At 69.2% G+C, this 18,429-nt stretch carries 9 protein-coding genes; 5 read left to right on the top strand and 4 right to left on the bottom strand.

Features of this window, described 5'->3' with window-relative positions:
• Positions 1 to 3 precede the first annotated feature (3 nt).
• The 4 genes from F0U63_RS18945 to F0U63_RS18930 all read left to right on the top strand — a co-directional run bounded on the left by F0U63_RS18945 (position 4) and on the right by F0U63_RS18930 (position 9,641).
• A complete protein-coding gene (locus F0U63_RS18945) occupies positions 4 to 2,268 on the top strand; it encodes an MMPL family transporter (RefSeq protein ID WP_395847331.1) in 2,265 nt (754 codons plus the stop codon).
• A gap of 8 nt (positions 2,269 to 2,276) precedes the next feature.
• A complete protein-coding gene (uvrA, locus tag F0U63_RS18940) occupies positions 2,277 to 4,820 on the top strand; it encodes an excinuclease ABC subunit UvrA (protein WP_395847330.1) in 2,544 nt (847 codons plus the stop codon).
• A 205-nt stretch (positions 4,821 to 5,025) separates the two neighbouring features.
• Complete coding sequence (locus F0U63_RS18935) at positions 5,026 to 6,864, top strand: OmpA family protein (RefSeq protein WP_395847329.1); 1,839 nt, start codon at positions 5,026 to 5,028, stop codon at positions 6,862 to 6,864.
• Between the two features lie 8 nt (positions 6,865 to 6,872).
• Positions 6,873 to 9,641: a DUF4215 domain-containing protein gene (locus F0U63_RS18930; protein WP_395847328.1), complete on the top strand. Its 2,769-nt coding sequence runs from the start codon at positions 6,873 to 6,875 to the stop codon at positions 9,639 to 9,641.
• Here F0U63_RS18930 and F0U63_RS18925 read toward each other — a convergent pair.
• The 3 genes from F0U63_RS18925 to F0U63_RS18915 form a co-directional block, all read right to left on the bottom strand.
• Entirely contained in the window at positions 9,615 to 10,262 is a 648-nt protein-coding gene (locus F0U63_RS18925) for a hypothetical protein (RefSeq protein WP_395847327.1), read from the bottom strand. The two genes, F0U63_RS18930 and F0U63_RS18925, sit on opposite strands and share 27 nt — an antisense overlap.
• 115 nt (positions 10,263 to 10,377) lie before the next feature.
• Positions 10,378 to 11,403 (bottom strand): BPSS1187 family protein, encoded by a 1,026-nt coding sequence (locus tag F0U63_RS18920; protein WP_395847326.1) that lies wholly within the window; start codon positions 11,401 to 11,403, stop codon positions 10,378 to 10,380.
• A gap of 103 nt (positions 11,404 to 11,506) precedes the next feature.
• Entirely contained in the window at positions 11,507 to 12,385 is an 879-nt protein-coding gene (locus tag F0U63_RS18915) for a L,D-transpeptidase family protein (protein WP_395847325.1), read from the bottom strand.
• Between the two features lie 158 nt (positions 12,386 to 12,543).
• On the opposite strand from F0U63_RS18915, the gene F0U63_RS18910 reads away from it, so the two are divergent.
• Complete coding sequence (locus F0U63_RS18910; RefSeq protein ID WP_395847324.1) at positions 12,544 to 13,008, top strand: PaaI family thioesterase; 465 nt, start codon at positions 12,544 to 12,546, stop codon at positions 13,006 to 13,008.
• A 3-nt stretch (positions 13,009 to 13,011) separates the two neighbouring features.
• On the opposite strand, the gene F0U63_RS18905 is transcribed toward F0U63_RS18910, so the two are convergent.
• Positions 13,012 to 18,288 carry an AAA family ATPase gene (locus F0U63_RS18905; RefSeq protein WP_395847323.1) on the bottom strand — a complete coding sequence of 1,759 codons (5,277 nt, stop codon included), beginning with the start codon at positions 18,286 to 18,288 and terminating at the stop codon, positions 13,012 to 13,014.
• Positions 18,289 to 18,429 lie beyond the last annotated feature (141 nt).

Raw genomic sequence — 18,429 nt, 5'->3', positions numbered from 1 at the left:
TCCATGACGCCCTCGGAACCCTCCGTCTTCGCCTGGCTCGGCCGGGCGGTTCACCGCCACCGCGGCGTGGTCTTCCTCCTCACCGCGGGGGTGCTCGTCCTCGCGGTGCTCGGCATCCTGCGGGGCGGACAGTTGAGCACCGGCACGATCCAGGGGACCGAAGCGGCGCACGCGGCGGAGCTGTCACGGGGCATCTCCGCGGCGTCCAACGACACCACACTCGCCGTCATCTTCCACTCGGACGAGTGGAAGACGGACGATGCGCGCTTCACCCAGGCGCTGGAGGAGGTGCTCGGCCCCGTGGGCAAGCTGCCCGAGGTGAGCGCCGTGGTGTCCCCCCAGGGCGCCCCCGAGCAGCTCGCCAGCCGGCTCATCTCCTCCAGCGGCCATGACGTGCTGGCGCTCGTGCGGCTCAAGGGCGACGAGCGCGAGGCGGCGCGTGCCTTCCCCACCGTGCGCCGGGCGCTCACCAGCGACAAGCTCGGCGTGGTGGTGACGGGCAAGGTCGCCTTCGTGGAGGCGTTGGATCGGCTGCTCGAGCACGATCTGCTCAAGGCGGAGCTCATCTCCTTCCCCCTGGCGCTGATCGTGCTGCTGCGCGTGTTCCGCACCCTGGGCGCGGCGCTGCTGCCCATCGCCGTGGGCGGGCTCGCGGTGATGACGGGCGTGTCGGGGGTGATGCTGCTCGCGCACGTGACGGACATGGCGCAGTACACCATCAACGTCGTGACGCTCATCGGCCTGGGCGTGGCGATCGACTATTCGCTCTTCATCGTGAGCCGCTTCCGTGACGAGCTCGAGCAGGGCGCCACGGTGGAGGCGGCGGTGGTGAAGACGGTGGACACGGCGGGCCGTGCGGTGGCGTTCTCCGGCCTCGCGGTGGCGGTGGGCCTGTCGGGGCTGCTCTTCTACCCAGGCTCGTACCTGAGCGCCATGGGCCTGGGCGGGGCCGTCGTGGTGGCGTTCGCGGTGCTCTACTCCCTCACGTTCCTGCCCGCGCTCCTGTCCGTGCTCGGCCCCCGGGTGGACTGGGGCCGCCTGCCCATTCCGCGCTTCGGCGAGAGCAAGGGACTCTGGCACCGGCTGGCCATGTGGGTGATGAAGCACCCCTGGCTCGTGCTGCTGCCCACGCTCACCGTGCTCGTGGCTATTGGCCTTCCCTTCCAGCGGCTCCAGCTCGCCGCCACGGACATCACCGCCCTGCCCGCCGAGACGGAGGCGCGGCGCGGCGCCGAGGCCCTCAAGCAACTGTTTCCCTCGCAGGCCGCCACGCGCATCCTGGTGACGGTCCAGTTCCCCTCGGGCGAGGCCTTCACCCCGGAGCGCGCCCGCGCCCTGTACGCCACGAGCCGCCGCCTGGCCAAACTCCCCGGCGTCGAGGGCGTGGAGAGCATCGTCGACCTGGAGCCGGGCATCAGCGCCAACCGCTACGCGGCGCTGGCCGAGGAGCCCGCCGCCCGGCCGCCCGAGTTCGATCTCGCGCTCGAGGCCTTCACCAAGGGAAGCATCGCGGTGATGCAGGTGCTCACGCCCCATGCGGCCGCGAGCGCCGAGGCCCGGGAAGTCGTCCGCGCCATCCGCCAGGAGCGCTCGGTGGGAGACGGGCAGTTGCTCGTGGGGGGCCAGACGGCGGCGGACGTGGACGGAGCGGCCTTCATCGTCGGGCACTCGCCCCACGCGGTGCTCTTCGTCATGGGGCTCACCTACGTGGTGCTGTTCGTGCTGCTGCGCTCGGTGATCCTCCCGCTCAAGGCGCTGTTGATGAACCTCTTGTCCATCGCGGGCTCGTTCGGCGCGCTGGTGTGGATCTTCCAGGAGGGCCACCTGAGCGGCCTGCTCGCGTTCGAGCCGCGCGCCATCGAGCCCTCGCTGCCCATCCTGCTGTTCTGCGCGCTCTTCGGCCTGTCCATGGACTACGAGGTCCTCCTGCTCACGCGCATGCGCGAGGAGTGGCTGCGCACGCACGACAACGCGCACTCGGTGGCCGAGGGCCTGGAGCGCACGGGCGGCCTCATCACCAGCGCCGCCGCCATCATGGTCGCGGTGTTCGCGGCGTTCTCGCTCGCCCAGGCGGTGGTGGTGAAGGCCATGGGCGTGGGCATGGCCATCGCCGTGGCCCTGGACGCCACGCTCGTGCGGGTGCTCATCGTCCCCGCGATGATGCGGCTCATGGGTGAGTTCAACTGGTGGGCTCCCGCGCCGCTCGTGCGCCTGCTCGGCGGCGCCCATGCCGCCAAGGACTCGCGGCCCGAAGCCCCGAAACAGTGAGTGCGAGCATGACAGGTGGCGGTGGAGTGAAGGGCGTCGTCCGGGTCCGTGGCGCCCGGGAGAACAACCTCAAGAACGTCGACGTCGACATCCCGCGCGATGCGCTGGTCGTCTTCACGGGCGTGTCGGGCTCGGGCAAGTCGTCGCTCGCGTTCGGCACGCTCTACGCGGAGGCGCAACGGCGCTACTTCGAGTCCGTGGCCCCCTATGCGCGGCGGCTGATGGATCAGGTGGGCGTGCCCGAGGTCGACTCCATCGAGGGCCTGCCCCCGGCGGTGGCGCTCCAGCAGCAGCGCGGCTCGCCCACCACGCGCTCGTCCGTGGGCAGCGTCACCACGCTGTCCAACTCGCTGCGCCTGCTCTACTCGCGCGCCGGACACTACCCGCCCCACCAGGAGCACCTCGCGGCGGAGGCGTTCTCGCCCAACACGCCCGCGGGCGCCTGTCCGCGCTGCCATGGGCTCGGGCGCATCTACGAGGCCACCGAGCGCTCCATGGTGCCGGATGACTCGCTCACCATCCGCGAGCGGGCGATCGCCGCGTGGCCCCCCGCCTGGCACGGCCAGAACCTGCGCGACATCCTCGTGTCGCTCGGCTACGACGTGGACCGGCCCTGGCGCGACCTCCCCCAAAAGGAGCGCGAGTGGATCCTCTTCACGGAGGAGCAACCCACCGTCCCGGTGTATGCCGGCTTCACCCCGGCGGAGACGCGCCGGGCGCTCAAGCGCAAGGAGCCGCCCAGCTACATGGGCACGTTCACGAGCGCCCGCCGCTATGTGTTGCAGACCTTCGCCACCACGGAAAGCGCGTCCATCAAGAAGCGGGTATCGCGCTACCTCTTGAGCACCGAGTGCCCCGAGTGCGAGGGCAAGCGGCTGCGGCGCGAGGCGCTCTCCGTCACCTTCGCGGGCCTGGACATCGGCGAGCTGTCACGGCTGCCCCTCACCCGCGTCGCCGAGGTGCTGCGCCCCACGGCGGAGGGCACGGCACCGGGGACGGCGAAGCTGCGGCGGGAGCACCCGGAGAAGGCGCTCGTCGCCGAGCGGTTCGCCCGGGAACTCCTGGGGCGCATCCAGGTGCTGACCGAGCTCGGACTCGGCTACCTGTCGCTCGAGCGCAGCACCCCCACCCTCTCGCCCGGAGAGCTGCAACGGCTGCGGCTCGCCACGCAGATCCGCTCCCAGTTGTTCGGCGTGGTGTACGTGCTCGACGAGCCCTCTGCGGGCCTTCATCCGGCGGACACCCAGGCGCTGCTCGCGGCGCTCGGACAACTGAAGAGCGCGGGCAACTCCCTCTTCGTGGTCGAGCACGAGGTGGAGGTGATTCGCGAGGCGGACTGGATCGTCGACGTCGGACCGGCGGCGGGCGAACAGGGTGGCCACGTGCTCTACAGCGGTCCGCCCGAGGGGCTCGAGCGCATCGAGCAATCCCAGACTCGCCGCTATCTGCTCGGACATGACGAGACGCCGGGACGCGAACCCCGCTCGCCCCGGGGCTGGCTGCGCCTGGAAGGAGTCCGCCGCAACAACCTGCGCCAGCTCGACGTGGACTTCCCGCTGGGCGTGTTCACGACGGTGACGGGCATCTCCGGCTCGGGCAAGTCGAGCCTCGTGAGCCAGGTACTGGTGGAGCTGGTGTCGGCGCAGCTGGGCCACGCGCCGCCCCCGGAGGAGGAGGAAGGCGAGGAGCTGGAGCGCACCCCCGTCGAGCCGGTGGACGGCCGGATCTCCTCGGGAATGGAAGGCGTCACGCGTCTGGTGCGAGTGGATCAGAAGCCGATCGGCCGCACCCCGCGCTCCAACCTGGCGACGTACACGGGGCTCTTCGACACCATCCGGAAGCTCTTCGCCGCGACGCCGGCCGCCCGCTCCCGCCGCTACGACGCGGGACGCTTCTCCTTCAACGTCCCCAAGGGCCGCTGCGAGACGTGCGAGGGCGAGGGCTTCGTCAGCGTGGAGCTGATCTTCCTGCCCGATGTGTTCGCCCCCTGCCCCACGTGCCACGGCGCCCGCTACAACGCGAAGACGCTGGAAATCAAATACAGGGACCAGAGCATCGCCGACGTGTTGGGGATGACCGTGGACGGAGCGCACGCGTTCTTCGCCGACGAGCCGCACGTGCAACGCGCCTTGAGTGTCCTGCGGGACGTGGGCCTCGGCTATCTGCGCCTGGGCCAGCCCGCGACCGAGCTGTCCGGGGGCGAGGCCCAGCGGATCAAGCTCGCCACGGAACTCCAGCGGGTGCAGCGCGGCAACACGCTCTACGTCCTGGATGAGCCCACCACGGGCCTGCACCCCGCGGACGTCGAGAAGCTGCTCACCCAGCTCAATGGGCTGGTCGAGCAGGGCAACACCGTCATCCTCGTCGAGCACGACATGCGGGTCGTGGCGCAAAGCGACTGGGTCATCGACATCGGCCCGGGCGCCGGTGACGAGGGAGGCCGGGTGGTCGTCGCCGGACCTCCCGCGCGGGTGGCTCGCGCGGTGAAGAGCCGTACCGCGCCCTTCCTCGCGCGCGCCCTCGCAGCCGGGCGCAAGCCTTCCACCGATTGATTGACATGGTCCTGACGTGTCAGGACCATCCACCGACACGTCCGCGGCCCGTTCGAAGCGAGGCCTGGGCTCGGCAAGCCTCGATTCTCCAGGCGGCTCCGCTCCGTGAATCAGCCAACAGAGCGGGGATGGCGCGTGTATTGTCCCCCCGTCCCGGGAGCACCAACTCCCGTGGTCCATTGAGAGTCGTGGAAGAGGGGGAGTCTTGTTCATTCGTGTGTTGCAACGCTGTATCACTGGCATCGTCATGCTCGGGACCTGGAGCGCATTGGCCCAGGACTCGAGCATTCCTGGATTCGAGCTCGAGCGGCTCCAACTCAACCCTGGTGCGAGAGACAGCCTGGTGCTGTCCACGGGAGATCAGCTGCGGCAGGGCCGCTACCGCCTCGCGCTGACGGGGCACTGGGAACTCAACCCCCTGGTGCTGGTGGAGAACGGCGAGCGCAGCGCCGTCATCGTCAGCGATCGTGTGACGGGGCACCTGAGCGGCGCGTATGCGCTCCATGACTGGCTCGAGCTCGGCGCGCAGGTGCCCGTCGTGGGCCAGTGGGCCGGCAACCCGGGCTCCGTGGGACTCACGGCCCCCTCCTCGTTCGCGCTGGGCACCCCCTGGGTGCAGGGCCGCGCGCGGCTCCTGTCCGAGGCGAACGCGGACGCGCTGGACCTCGGCCTGCACCTGGGCGTCGCGCTCCCGCTGGGCAGCGCGAAGGCCCTGACTCTGGATGAAGGCTTCACCTTCACGCCCCGCGTGGGCCTGGGCAAGCAGTTGGGCGCGGGGTGGCGCGTGGGCGCCGACGTGGGCGCGCTGGTGCGCACGAAGACGTACGTGCTCACCTCCGGGACGAGCGAGCCCCGGGATGAGCTGGGCGTGGAGCTCAACGGCGGCGTCAACGTCACCGGCCCGCTGGTGAAGAAGGTGAAGGGCGAACTGCTCCTGCGGGGCACGGCGCCCCTGGCGCGCTCCCCCCTGTCGATGGAGGCCCTGCTCGGCGTGCGTGCCCCGGTGGGCCCCGTGGAGCTGTACGCCATGGGCGGCCCGGGCTTCGGCACCACGGTGGGCACGCCCGCCGTCCGCGTGCTCGCGGGGGTGGCCTTCGCGCCGGAGGACAAGCCCGTGTGCGTGGAGGGCCAGTCGTACCCGGTGGCGCTCTGCCCCGAGCTGGACGCGGATGGCGATGGCGTGAAGAACCGCGCGGACCAGTGCCCCCGGGACGCGGGCCTCGAGCAACTGGGGGGCTGCCCGGACAAGGACGACGATGGCGATGGTCTGCTCAACCTGGTGGACCGCTGCCCTCGGCAGGCGGAGAACGTCAACGGCTTCGAGGATGGCGACGGCTGCCCGGATGAGCCGGACTCGGACGGTGACGGCATCACCGACTCGAAGGATCGCTGCCCCCAGCAGGCCGAGGACAAGGACGGCTTCCAGGACGAGGACGGCTGCCCGGATCCCGACAACGACGGGGACGGCGTGGCCGACGCACGGGACACCTGCCCGAGCGAGGCCGGAGTGGCGGCGAACAAGGGCTGCCCGGACAAGGATCGCGATGGGGACGGCGTCGTCGACCGGCTGGACAACTGTCCGGACGAGCCCGGCACCCAGCAGAACAACGGCTGCAAGCAGAAGCAGCGCGTGCGCCTGGAGACGGGACGCCTCGACATCCTCGAGTCCGTCTACTTCGAGGTGAACAAGGACGTCATCGACAGGCGCAGCTACAAGCTGCTGGATGACGTGGCCGCCATTCTCCGCGAGCACCCGGAGATCGAGCGGATGCGCGTGGAGGGCCACTCCGACAACCAGGGCGATGCGCAGTACAACACCGAGCTGTCGCAGCGCCGCGCCGAGTCCGTCGTGAAGTACCTCGAGGGCAAGGGCATCCCGCGCGAGCGGCTTCAGGCGAAGGGCTTCGGCCCGGCGAAGCCCCTCGCGGACAACACCACCAAGGATGGCCGAGCGAAGAACCGCCGCGTGGAGTTCCACATCGTCGGCGACGCCGAGGGCGTGGAAACCCAGCAGGGCACACCCAACTCCGACACCGCCAGGTAAAACCAACCATGAACATGCATCCCAAGACAGCATGGACACGCCCGGCGCTTGTCGGGCTCCTCCTCCTCTTCACCTCGGTGGGCTGCCAGACGCAGCAGGAGCCGCCCTCCACCTCCCCTGCCCTGCTCACGCGGGTCAGCCAGGCCCTCGTCGCGGACGGCAAGCTGCAGCCCGGCGAGCAGTGTGACGACGGCAACACCCAGGGCGGTGACGGCTGTAGCGCCACCGGCACGCTGGAGGCCGGCTTCCTCTGTCACATCCCCGGCAAGCCGTGTTCCCTGGCGAGCCTGTGCGGCAACGGCGTGGTCAACTCGGGCGAGCTGTGCGACGACGGCAACACCGCGGACAACGGCAACGGCTGCTCCGCGACGTGCGACCTGTCCTTGTGCGGCAATGGCACGCTCGACAACCGCTCCTACCCGAACTACGCGCAGGAGATCTGCGACGACGGCAACCGCTTCGACGGCGACGGCTGCAACCGCCTGTGCGAGGTGGAGCCGGGCCAGGCGTGCGCGGGCTCGCCGAGCCGGTGCGTGCGCGCGGGCGTGACGCTGTTCAACACGGGCGTGGACGCGAACAACCGCCGCCTGGAGGGAACCGCGGCGGATCCGCACTGGTTCTACCGGGGCACCACCACGGGCGCCACCACGGGCGAGCGCACGGCGACCGACTGGCCGCAGGAAGTCCAGACGGCGCGCTTCATGGCCCCGCTGGGAGCGAGCACCTGCGTGTACCAGGACTTCATCATCCCCTCGACCACCACGCTCTCGCGCTTCCGCATGCGCGTGGCGACCTTCAACGACAACGAGTTCTATGCCGCGTCGGTGAACGGCGCGACCTTCACCCCCATCGTCATCAGCCAACCGGCGGGCGAGCCCTGGCAGAAGAACACCATCCGCGAGCTGGGCACCACGGCGCCCTGGCGCACCGGACTCAACCGGCTGGAGCTGTGCAACGAAAACGACGACGGTCCGCCCAACGCCTTCCGCTACCTGTTCGTGGATGCGTACGACGACAAGTGTGGGGACGGAGTCATCTCTCCCCGCGAGGAGTGCGATGACGGCAACAGCACCGCCAACGACGGCTGCAGCGCCACCTGCGGCATCGAGCCGGCCTACGGCTGCACGGGCGAGCCCAGCCGGTGCGCGCGGACGTGTGGCAATGGCGCACTCAACCCGGGCGAGCAGTGCGACGACGGCAACCTGACCCCGGGCGATGGCTGTGATGTGCGCTGCCGGGTGGAGACAGGGTACGCGTGCCCGACCGCGGGCAGCGCCTGTGTCCAGCAGTGCGGAGATGGCGTCATCAACCCGGGTGAGCAGTGCGATGACGGCAACGCCTACAACTCCGATGGCTGCTCCGCCGCGTGCCGTGTGGAGAATGGCTATGAGTGCCACGGGGCGCCGTCCGTGTGCGGCACCGTGTGTGGCAATGGCCGGATGGATCCGGGCGAGCTGTGCGACGACGGCAACGTCTCCCTGGGAGATGGGTGCTCGCCGGCCTGCACCCTCGAGCTGGGCTATGTGTGTCCCACCGCGGGCGCGCCGTGCGTGAAGAGCTGTGGCAATGGCAAGCTCGAGCAGGGCGAGCAGTGCGATGACGGCAACCTTATCTCGGGGGATGGATGCGCCACCGAGTGCCGGGTGGAGCCGGGCTACGCCTGCTCCGAGCCCCAGAGCGCTCCGTCCTCGTGCGCCGAGACGTGTGGCAATGGCGTGCTGGATGCGAACGAGACCTGCGACGATGGCAACAAGAGCGCGGGCGATGGCTGCTCACCGGGCTGCCGCGTGGATCCGGGGTATTCCTGCAGCGGTACGCCGAGCACCTGTGCGACCCTCTGCGGTGACGGCATCGTGGCGGGCGCCGAGCAGTGCGATCACGGCAACACGGAGTCGGGCGATGGCTGCTCCAGCACGTGCCGGATCGAAGCGGGCTGGACCTGCCCCTCGCCGGGGACGGCGTGCACCCAGGTGTGCGGCAACGGCGTGCTGGACATCGGCGAGCAGTGCGATGACCACAACACCCAGGCGGGCGATGGCTGCGGTGCCACCTGCCAGCAGGAGACGGGCTACTACTGCAGCGGGGCATCCAGCGTGTGCGTCACCTCGTGCGGTGACGGCCAGGTGGCGGGCACCGAGGCGTGCGACGACGGCAACCTGGAGGACGGTGATGCCTGTTCGCCCCGCTGCCGCCTGAACCTGGGCCAGGCGTGCACCTCGTCCAACGACTGTGAGGGCGTGTGCAACCCGGCCACCCACATCTGCGTGGTCGCCAATGTCTGCGGCAACGGCCTCACCGAGCAGGGCGAGGCGTGTGACGACGCGAACACGGCCTCGGGCGACGGCTGCGGCGCGGCGTGCGCCATCGAGCCGGGCTATCGCTGCCAGGGCCAGCCCTCCGTCTGCACCTCGGAGCCGCCCGACACCACGCTCGTCCGGGGCCCGCCCGCCGTCGGCTCCAACCCCAACGCCGGGTTCGAGTTCTCCTCGAACGATCCGGGTGCCCGCTTCGAGTGCAGCCTGGATGACGGGCCCTACCAGCCCTGTGAGGCCACCTACGTCGTCACTCCGGGTCAGCACACGCTGCGCGCTCGCGCGGTGGACGTCGCGGGCAACACGGATCCGACGCCCGTCGAGCACACCTGGCGGGTGCTGGATGACAACCGCTCGCTCGCGGGTGGAGGCTGCAGCGCCGTGCCCACACCCTCGGTGCTGAGCCTGTTGGCGCTGCTGGCCCTGCGCCGGCGCAACTCAGCGCCCCGACAGCGCGGCGCGTAGCCACAGCCACGCGTTGCCGAACCCGGGAGCGATGCACAGTTGAGTCCACCGCACCTGACGGAGCTGTGCACCCGTCAGGTGCAGCATCGGCTCGATCAACGTCTGGGCCTCGGCCGGCTGCTTCTGCCGTGCGAGCAGCCGCGCCAGATCCAACCTCGGCGCGAAGAGCGAGGGATCCAGCTTCAGGGCTTCCCTCAACAGGATGATGGCCTGGGGGCGCTCGTGCTTGCGCTGGAGGGCGAAGCGGCCGCGCAGGAGCATCCGCACCGCGTCGGCCTGACGTCCCTTCTCCAGGTGCATCCGCGACACCTGCTGCCACAGGGCCACCTGGGCCGGGAACGTCTCCGCCGCCTGGGTGTAGACGGCCAGCGCCTTGTCGGCGAAGCCCTTGTCCAGGTGGACCTGGGCCGCCTCCCGGAAGAGCTTGAGCGAGGCCTCGGTTTCATTCGTCCGGGCGAGCAGCGGCGCCAGCTTGCCGAGCACCGCGGGATCCTTCGGCTCCAGCTCCAGCGCCTTGCGGTAGCCAATAATGGCCCGCTTGAGTTTGCCTTTGGAGCGGGCGCGATCCGCCGCGACGATGAGCTCCGAGCGAGAAGGGGGAGTTTTCCGTCCGAAGAGCATGCGGCCCCCATGCTAACCCGGCATGGACACGGGGTGATCCGCCTTGGCGCTTCTTCCCAGGAAGTCGTGGAGTGTCACTACAAACTTCCACGAAGCGCAGCCGTCCACGGGAGCCCTACGGCCAGAACCCCTGCCAGGTGGCGTAGAACGAATCGCTCTCGATGACGCATGAGTGCGGAGACGTGCCGCAGTGGTCGGCGGTGCTCGTGGTTGTCTTACCGTAGGCCCCGGCATTCAACCGGCTGGCGTCCCAGTGGATGGTCGACGCCGTCACGAAGGTGTCCTTCACGTGGACCAGGCCCCGGTAGTTCCCACCGCCCGCGGGAGTCGCCAGTCCGCTCGAGGCCAGCGTGTAGCTGGGGACCGTCTGCTCGGGGGTGCGGTCGGTCGGGCCGGCCAGCATGACGACCGTGTCGACCAGGTGATCCTTGCCGATGACGGCGGCATGGCCCGCGCCCTGGGAGTGTCCCGCGACGATGAGCTTGTTCCACACGATGTCGCAGGGGATGGCCGTGTTCCGGGTGCCCGTGCAGTTGGACGGTGTGAGGTAGGCACCCCACCCTCCGGACGGATCCTGCCCGTCCCGCAGCGTCACGAGCAGGCGGATGAGGCGGGCCTCGATGCCATCGTAGTAGCCCATGTCCGTCACGGCGGAGCCCGGCTGCACGACGCCCGTGATGAAGGTGCGGCGCGTGGGCAGGTGGCAGTCCACGTTGGTGCCGCAGACCTCGCGGATGTTCGGGGAGTTGCGGTGCGAGAGCCCGAGCACGCGATAGCCCTTGTTCACGGCGCTCGCGAAGAAGCTGGTCGTCGCGGTGGCGTAGCCGGTGCTGTGGTAGAAGTTGCCGGCGCTCGAGCCCACCCCGTGCAGCATCACGACCAGGCTGCTCTTGGTGGGGCTGTTGGGCCGCAGGGCGTAGTGGGCCGCGTTCCAGGCCGTGGTCCTTCCGCCGAAGTTGGTGTCCGTGGGCAGCATCTTCCAGCACTGCGCCGCGGTGGGCGCCACGCAGGAGGAGATCGCTTCCTGCTCCTGGCGGGCCAGCGCGTCTCCGGGAAACGGTCCCTCGTCCTCGAGGGGACCGCACGCCGCGAGGGACAGCAACGCACACAGCGACAGGGTGGGCTTCAGCGGATTCATCATTCAGTCCTCCCGAGCAGAGCAGTGAAAACCCGACAAAGGAGGATACACAGTCACACTGGATTTCAACAGTATTTCTGGATTTCTCTACCGCCGCTCGGAGCGGCTACTTGCGCGAGGCCACCGCGCCGGAGAGGTCGGGCTTGGGAGCAGTGGGCGGGGTCCCCAGGTTCGGATCGATGATGCTGTCGACGACGGCCACCATGTCACCCACCTTCAGCGCGTCGGCGAGGACGATGATGTCGGCGTTGTCGTGGCGGACGCACCCGTGCGACACGTCCTCCCCGAGGTCGGCGGGAGCGCTGGTGCCATGGAGCTCCTCGCCCGAGCGCGAGCCATCGGCCCACGACAGGTCGATGATGCGCGGCCCGAAGACGGGGCCCCCCCACAGCTTCTTGCCGAGCTCGCGCGACTGGGCCTCGTTGAGCTTGCCCGTCACCTTCTTCAAGCCAGGGTCCGTCCGGGTGGTGCCCGTGCCCACGGCGTTGCCGAAGATGGACTGGAGCCGGCCCAGGACGTCGAAGAGGAAGGTGCGGTGCTCGTCCTTCACCACCACCACGCGCACGGGCGTGCCCTTGTACTGGGGCACGGGCAGGTGCTGCGTCTGGCCGCGCTGTCCCGGCGCTGGGGCGAGCGCATCGAGGGCGCGCAAGGTGGCGGCGTCCACGGTGCCGGTGGGCTGTACCCCGGGAAAGGCCGTGCGGGCATGCACCTGGAAGTTGCGCACGGCCTTGGCCGACTGCGCGCCGAAGATGCCATCCGCGCCGCCCCCGGGGACGCTGAAGCCCATGTCGAGCAGGGCCTGCTGCACGGCGCGCACGCCCGCCCCCTTCGAGCCCTTGCCGAGCGAAGCCTGTCCGGCGAGCACTCCCGCCAGCTCCGGCGGGGCGGTGAAGCGCTCGTTGCGCAAGGGGGACTGACCGCCAGCACCGGCCGCGGGCGCGGCGGATGGGGGAGTCGAGGAGCCAGTGGAATCAGTGGTCATGGAGCACCCGGTTCAGAAGAGAGTGGAGCCCTCGAGCCTAGACCAGCCTGGAGAGCCCGCGTGAATGGGGAGATCCTCCACCCCCTGGAACCGCCGCCCATTTCGTATTATGGTCGTAATCTCACGAAGGGTCGGCCCAGAGACGCCGAGGAGAAGTCATGACCGGTCGAGTCCACACGCCCAAGACCACGCGGCACCTGCAGGACATGGAGAAGATGCTCCGGGGAGAGACGCCCCCTCCTCCGATCGCGCAACTGCTGGGGCTTCAGCTCACCAGCGTCGAGCCGAGCCGTGTCGTCATGGAGCTGGACGCCTCGGCGCGCCACGCCAATCCCATGGGGACGCTGCATGGGGGAGTGATCTGCGACCTGGCCGATCTGGCGATGGGTGCGGCCATGTCCACGACGCTCGAGGACGAGGAGAGCTTCACCACGCTCGATCTCACGACGAAGTTCCTCAAGCCCATCTGGAACGCGCGCCTTCGCGCCACCGGGCGGGTGATCAAGCGGACGCGGACGCTCGGGCTGATCGAGTGCGAGGTCGAGGACGACAAGGGCAGCCTCGTGGCCAAGGTGTTCAGCTCGTGCATGGTCCTGCGCGGAGACGAGGCCCGCGGGCGCTGACGGCTAAGAGCGCGCCGGGTCGAGCGGAAGCTCCAGCGTGGTCACGGCGCCCCGCCCCGGCCCCTCGCTCTCGATCAAGAGGCGGCCATTGAGGAGTTGCGCCGCCAGCGCGCTGGAGTGAAGTCCGAAGCCGTGGCCGTCCTTGCGCGTGGTGAAGCCGTGGGAGAACAGCTTGTCCTTCACCTCGGGGGCGATGCCCACCCCGTCATCCACCACCTGGATGCGGATCACCGCGCCCTGTACCTTCATCCGCACCCACAGGTTGCGCCGGCCCTCGGGCATCGGCTCCAAGGCCTGCTTGGCGTTGCTGATGAGGTTGATGAGGATTTGCAGCACCTTGTGCTTGTCCGCCCTCACCCGCGGCACCGCCGACAGCTCCCGGTGCACGGTGATCCCATGGCGCTGCAAGCCCTCCAGTTGGATGCGCAGCGCGTCGTCGATGAGCTGGGGCAGTGCGCACTCCTCCGTCATCAGCGACCGCTTCGCATAGGTCTGTTGCACCTGGACGATGGCGCGGATGTGCTCGATGTGCCGGTTCATCGCATCCAGGTCCTCCATCAGGCGCATCTGCTCCTTCACCAACTCCTCACCCAGCGCCCCCAGGTAGTCCGGCAGGTGTCTGCCCCTGGGGCTGTGGGTCAGGAAGTCCACCAGCTGGTCGCGCTGCTCCAGGAGGAGCGCCGCCGCCTGCTTCACGCGGCCCACGCGCAGCGAGCCCACCGCCTTGCGCATCACCTCGAGGTTGACGACGGCGCTGGTGAGCACGTTGCCCACGTTGTGCAGCACATTGGCGGCGACCTCCGCCATGCCCACCTCGCGCGCCGTGTCCACCAGCCGGGCCTGGGCCTGCTTGAGCTCGTGCGTGCGCGCCTCCACCCGCTGCTCCAGCTCTTCATTGGCCCGGTGCAACTCCGTCCTGGCGCGCTGGACGTCCTCATAGAGCCGGGCGTTCTCGATGGAGATGGCCGCCTGGGAGGCCAGGTGTCCCAGTAGCACCAGCCGCACCGGGCTGAAGGCATTGGCCGCCAGGTTGTTCTCCAGGTACAGCACTCCGCAGAACTGCTCCTGCCGCAACAGGGGCAGACACAGCACCGAGCGCGCTCCGCTGTGCGCCAGGTGCGTGTCGGAATAGAAGGGGTGGGGCTTGGAGGCATCGCCGATGAGCACGTGCTCCCGCGTGCGCCGCACGTAGGAGAGCAGCGACCAGGGGAGCGCGGGGGCCGTCCCCCTCGACGGAGCATCGGAGGTGGCCGCCACCGACAGCGAGTCCCTTTCGGGCAGCAACAGGGCGCCTCGCTGGGCGCCCGCGTTCTCGATGGCCGCGTGCAGCAGCGTCTTCACCAGACGATCCAGCTCGATCTCACTGGAGACGGCCTGCTGGGCCTTGACGAGCGTGAGTGCGTCGATCCGGGTGGAATCCGTGCTGCTGGTGGTCAGCGCCTCCTCGGTGTCCGCCAAGGCGGCGAGTTGGGGCCAGAGGGACTCCAGGTGCTGCACCTTGCCCTGGGCGCCCCACTGCCGGTAGGCCGCGCGGGCCTCGCGGGCGAAGGCATGGGCGACGATGGGGGCTCGCCGCGTGCGCCAGAAGTTCGCGGCCAGCTCGCTGGCCAGTGCCACGTACTGGGTGGCCCCGTTCTCTCGCGCCGATTGGATGGCAGCTTCGTAGGCGCAGGTCGCCTCATCCGGCCGTCCCGCGAGGCGGGCCAGCTCCGCGGACACCAGCCGCTCGAGCGCGAGGAAGTTCTCGGGGCAGTTCTCCGCCCACTCCGCGAGCTGCCGGTGGTGGCCCTGGATGGTCTCGAGCAACCGCCGCTGGTCCTCCGGCGGGGCGCCCTCGAAGCACGCGGCCAGGGTCAGGGCGCGGTAGAGATGGAACTCGCGGAAGTGGAGAATGCCGTTGTTGGCCCGCAGCAGCTCGGCCGCCTTGTCCGCGGCCCCTCGGGCTTCCGCGTAGTCGCCGCACATGAAGCGCGACTGGAGTTTGACGATCCAGAAGGTGCGCGTGCTTCTCCTGGGGCTGGACGGCAGTTGGGCCTCGAAAGCCCGCTCATCGAAGCCGTCCCCGTTGAGCGTCCCGAACGAGAGGGTGTATCCGCGCAGCTGCTGCATGTAGCGCTGGTTGAGGAGGAGCGACTCCTGGGGATCCAGGAAGCCCGTCTTGCTCAAGAACTCGCCGCGGACGAGTGACTCCTGGTGGACCTCCTCCAGGTTGTGTCCCATGGCCAGACGGTTGAGGGCGATCTCCAGGCTGCAATAGGAGGCGGTGGAGACGTTTCCCACCTGAAGCGCGTGGTGGAGGCCGCTGAGGGCGAGCTCCTGCGCCTTGGGGAGGGGCTGGTTCCAGTAGCTGATGAACTGCGAGCTGAGGAGCACATCCGGCCGATGGAAGGCCAGGTCGTACCGCTCGACGACTTCCTGGGCGAGCTTCGCGAAGGCGAGGCCCTGCCGGTAGCGCTTGAAGAGCGAGCCGATGATGACGCCAAACCAGCTGAAGCCGAACGCGGAGGCATCCACGATGCCGTGGCGCAAGGAGAGACAGACCATCCGGCTCAAGAGGACGACGACCAGGTGGAGATCGGTGGAGAACGCGGAATTGAAGAGCTTGAAGAGGGCGCTGATGACCAGCTTCATGTCCGGGTCGGTCATGAGTGGCAGCTCGGCGAGGCTCGCGATGGGACGCTCCCCCAGCTCGGCCCACACCTCCGCATCAGCGGCCACCGCCTCCTGCCAGGTGGGGTTGCGCGGCAGCGGCATGCCCAGCAAGGCCAGACATTCCAACATGCAGGCGAGGCCTTCCTGGCGCTCGCCGGAGGCGAAGTGGACGTCGTGCTTCAACCCGAAGCTGGCCTCGATGTCCGCGCGGGTGCGGGCCCGGGGAACGAGCTTCTCCACCAGACGGCGCGCCTCGGCGATGTTGCCGAGCATGTACTCACAGCGCGCCTGGGAGAACTTCAGCTTGAAGGCCAGCGTGTAGTCCGTCTCCCAGGGGTCTCCGGGGATGAGCGGGAAGGCCGTCGAGAGATAGGTGATGGCGGGACGGAGTGCGATCGCGGCCATGGCCTTGCCACCCGCCTCGGCATTCAACCTCGCGAGCTGGTGGCGCTCCGTGGCCTCCACGATCAGGTCCGCCGCGGCGTTGAGCTGGCTGACCACGTCGAAGAGCGACTCGCGCGTCTCGTCCTGGGACAAGCGCTCGAGCAGCAGGCGGCCGATGCGCAGGTGGATGGCCTCGCGCTCCGAATTGGAGAGGAGGCGATGGGCCGCCTGCTGGATGCGGTCGTGCAGGAAGCGGTATTTCTCCGGGCCCGAGCGCACCAGCATGCCTTCCTGGAGCGCGGGCTCGATCCCCTGTTCCACGTCTCCCAGGTCGGCGAGGAAGCCCAGCATCTGGTGTGAGAAGACATTGCCCACGCACGCCGCCAGGCGCAGCAGGTGCTGCGTGCCCGGGGGGAACTGGCGCAGCTTGTCCACCATGAAGTCGACGATGTTCTCCGAGTAGTCGCGGGACCGCACCTCCTCCACGTCCCAATGCCAGCCGTCTCCGGGCACCCGCACCAGCAGGCCATCCTGGTGGAGCGCCACCAGCAATTGCAGCAGGAAGAAGGGGTTGCCCCCCGTCTTCTCGTGCACCAGCGCCGACAGGGGCTCCACCACTTCCCTCCCCGCGCCCGGGAGCGTGTCTGCCACCAGGTGCTCCACCTGCTCCACGCTCAGCGGCTCCAGGCGGAGGTTCGTCAGTCTCGCCCCCTCCTTGCGAATCCCCTCCAACGTCTGCATCAGCGGGTGCGAGGGGCTCACCTCGTTGTCCCGGTAGGCCCCCATCCACAGCACCGGGGGACTCTCCGGATGGGAGAGCAATTGAGAGAGCAATGGCAGACTGGCCGGATCCGCCCACTGCAGGTCATCCAGGAACACCACCAGGGGATGCGCCCGGGTGGCGAACACGGCGAAGAACCGGCGGACCACCTGATAGAAGCGGCGCTGGGCCTCTTTCGGGGGCACCTGCTGGAGCGCGGGCTGGGGGCCCACCAGCACCTCCAGCTGGGGCACCAGGTCCACGAGCATCTGGCCGTGCCCCTCCCAGGCCTCGTTCACCTGCTGGCGCCACCGGGAGACGTCCTCCTCGCTCCCCGCGAGCAATTGCTGCACCAGCCCGCGCAGGATCTGCGCCAGGGTGGCGTAGGGAATGTTCCGCTGGAACTGGTCGAACTTGCCGCTCAGGAAGAAGCCGCGGCACTGCACCACGGGTTTGTGCAACTCATTCACCACGGAGGACTTGCCAATGCCCGAGTAGCCGCTGACCAGGAACAGCTCCGGCCTTCCCGTGCGCGTCACCCGCTCGAAGCCCTCGAGCAGGGTGGCCACCTGGGCCTCGCGCCCGTAGAGCCGTTGCGGCAGTTGGAACCGGTCGGGCCGGTCCTGGGTGCCCAGCACGAACACCGCCTGCGTGTCCTCGTTCAACGCCTCGCGGCAGCGCTCCAGGTCCGCCCGCAGGCCCTCGGTGCTCTGGTAGCGCTCCTCGGCCGTCTTCGCCAGCAGCTTGAGCACGAGGTCGGACAGGACCGGGGGCACTTGAGGGTTGAGCTCGTGCGGCGGCGTGGGCCGCTGCGCCATATGGGCGTGAAACCACTCGAGTGCGTCTCTTCCCTGGAAGGGCCGCTGCCCTGTCAACAACTCGTAGAAGGTGACGCCCAGGGAGTAGAAGTCGGTGCGGTAGTCCACCGCCCGGTTCATCCGCCCCGTCTGCTCCGGAGACATGTACGCCAGCGTGCCTTCGATGAGGTGAGTGGGCGCCGCGTCCAGGTACTCCACCTTCTGCAGCGTGGCCACGCCGAAGTCGATGAGCCGCGCTTCTCCCGAGGGCTCCAGGATGATGTTGGAGGGCTTGATGTCCTTGTGGATGACGTTGCGGCAGTGCACCTCCCCCAGGGTGGACACCAGCGACAGGGCCAGGTTCAAGAAGGAGGACAGCTCCAGGGGCTGCCCCGTCGACATGGACTCGGACAGGGTCTGCCCCTGCACCCGCTCCAGCAGCAGCACGGGCCGCTCGCCGAGCCGCTCGCAGGCATAGGGCCTGGCCACGCCCCGCACGTCCCGCAGCCGTTGCAGGATGCTGAATTCCCGCCGGTACCGCTCGTCCTCCATGCGACCGGGAGAGGCCACCATCGGCGTCTTGATGATGACGGGCAGGCCATCGGCCTCGCGCACCGCCTGGAACAGCGCGTTCGAGCCCATGGCCCGGAGGATGCCAAGAACCCTGTACCCCGGAATATCCAGCATGAATGCGCACACCCGTTGGCGAGGACCCGGTCCCCATGACGTCGTCGCGCCAGCAAGCCAACCCAACTTACAAGCCTTCGGGTGGAAACAGGGTGCTCGTCCCTCTTATTCGGCGCTGCTGGGTCCCAGGTGCTGGAAACA

Origin of the sequence: Cystobacter fuscus, from assembly GCF_044360685.1 — a bacterium.
Lineage (GTDB): Bacteria > Myxococcota > Myxococcia > Myxococcales > Myxococcaceae > Cystobacter > Cystobacter fuscus_C.
Note: the sequence above shows the minus strand (reverse complement) of the source record. Positions and strands in the feature narration are given on the sequence as shown.

What these genes read in the sequence shown, in the direction of transcription:
- F0U63_RS18945 (WP_395847331.1), top strand. Translation starts at nt 4, where the DNA reads ATGACGCCCTCGGAACCCTCCGTCTTCGCCTGGCTCGGCCGGGCGGTT.
- F0U63_RS18930 (WP_395847328.1), top strand. Translation starts at nt 6,873, where the DNA reads ATGAACATGCATCCCAAGACAGCATGGACACGCCCGGCGCTTGTCGGG.
- uvrA (WP_395847330.1), top strand. Translation starts at nt 2,277, where the DNA reads ATGACAGGTGGCGGTGGAGTGAAGGGCGTCGTCCGGGTCCGTGGCGCC.
- F0U63_RS18910 (WP_395847324.1), top strand. Translation starts at nt 12,544, where the DNA reads ATGACCGGTCGAGTCCACACGCCCAAGACCACGCGGCACCTGCAGGAC.
- F0U63_RS18925 (WP_395847327.1), bottom strand. Translation starts at nt 10,262, where the DNA reads ATGCTCTTCGGACGGAAAACTCCCCCTTCTCGCTCGGAGCTCATCGTC.
- F0U63_RS18920 (WP_395847326.1), bottom strand. Translation starts at nt 11,403, where the DNA reads ATGATGAATCCGCTGAAGCCCACCCTGTCGCTGTGTGCGTTGCTGTCC.
- F0U63_RS18915 (WP_395847325.1), bottom strand. Translation starts at nt 12,385, where the DNA reads ATGACCACTGATTCCACTGGCTCCTCGACTCCCCCATCCGCCGCGCCC.
- F0U63_RS18905 (WP_395847323.1), bottom strand. Translation starts at nt 18,288, where the DNA reads ATGCTGGATATTCCGGGGTACAGGGTTCTTGGCATCCTCCGGGCCATG.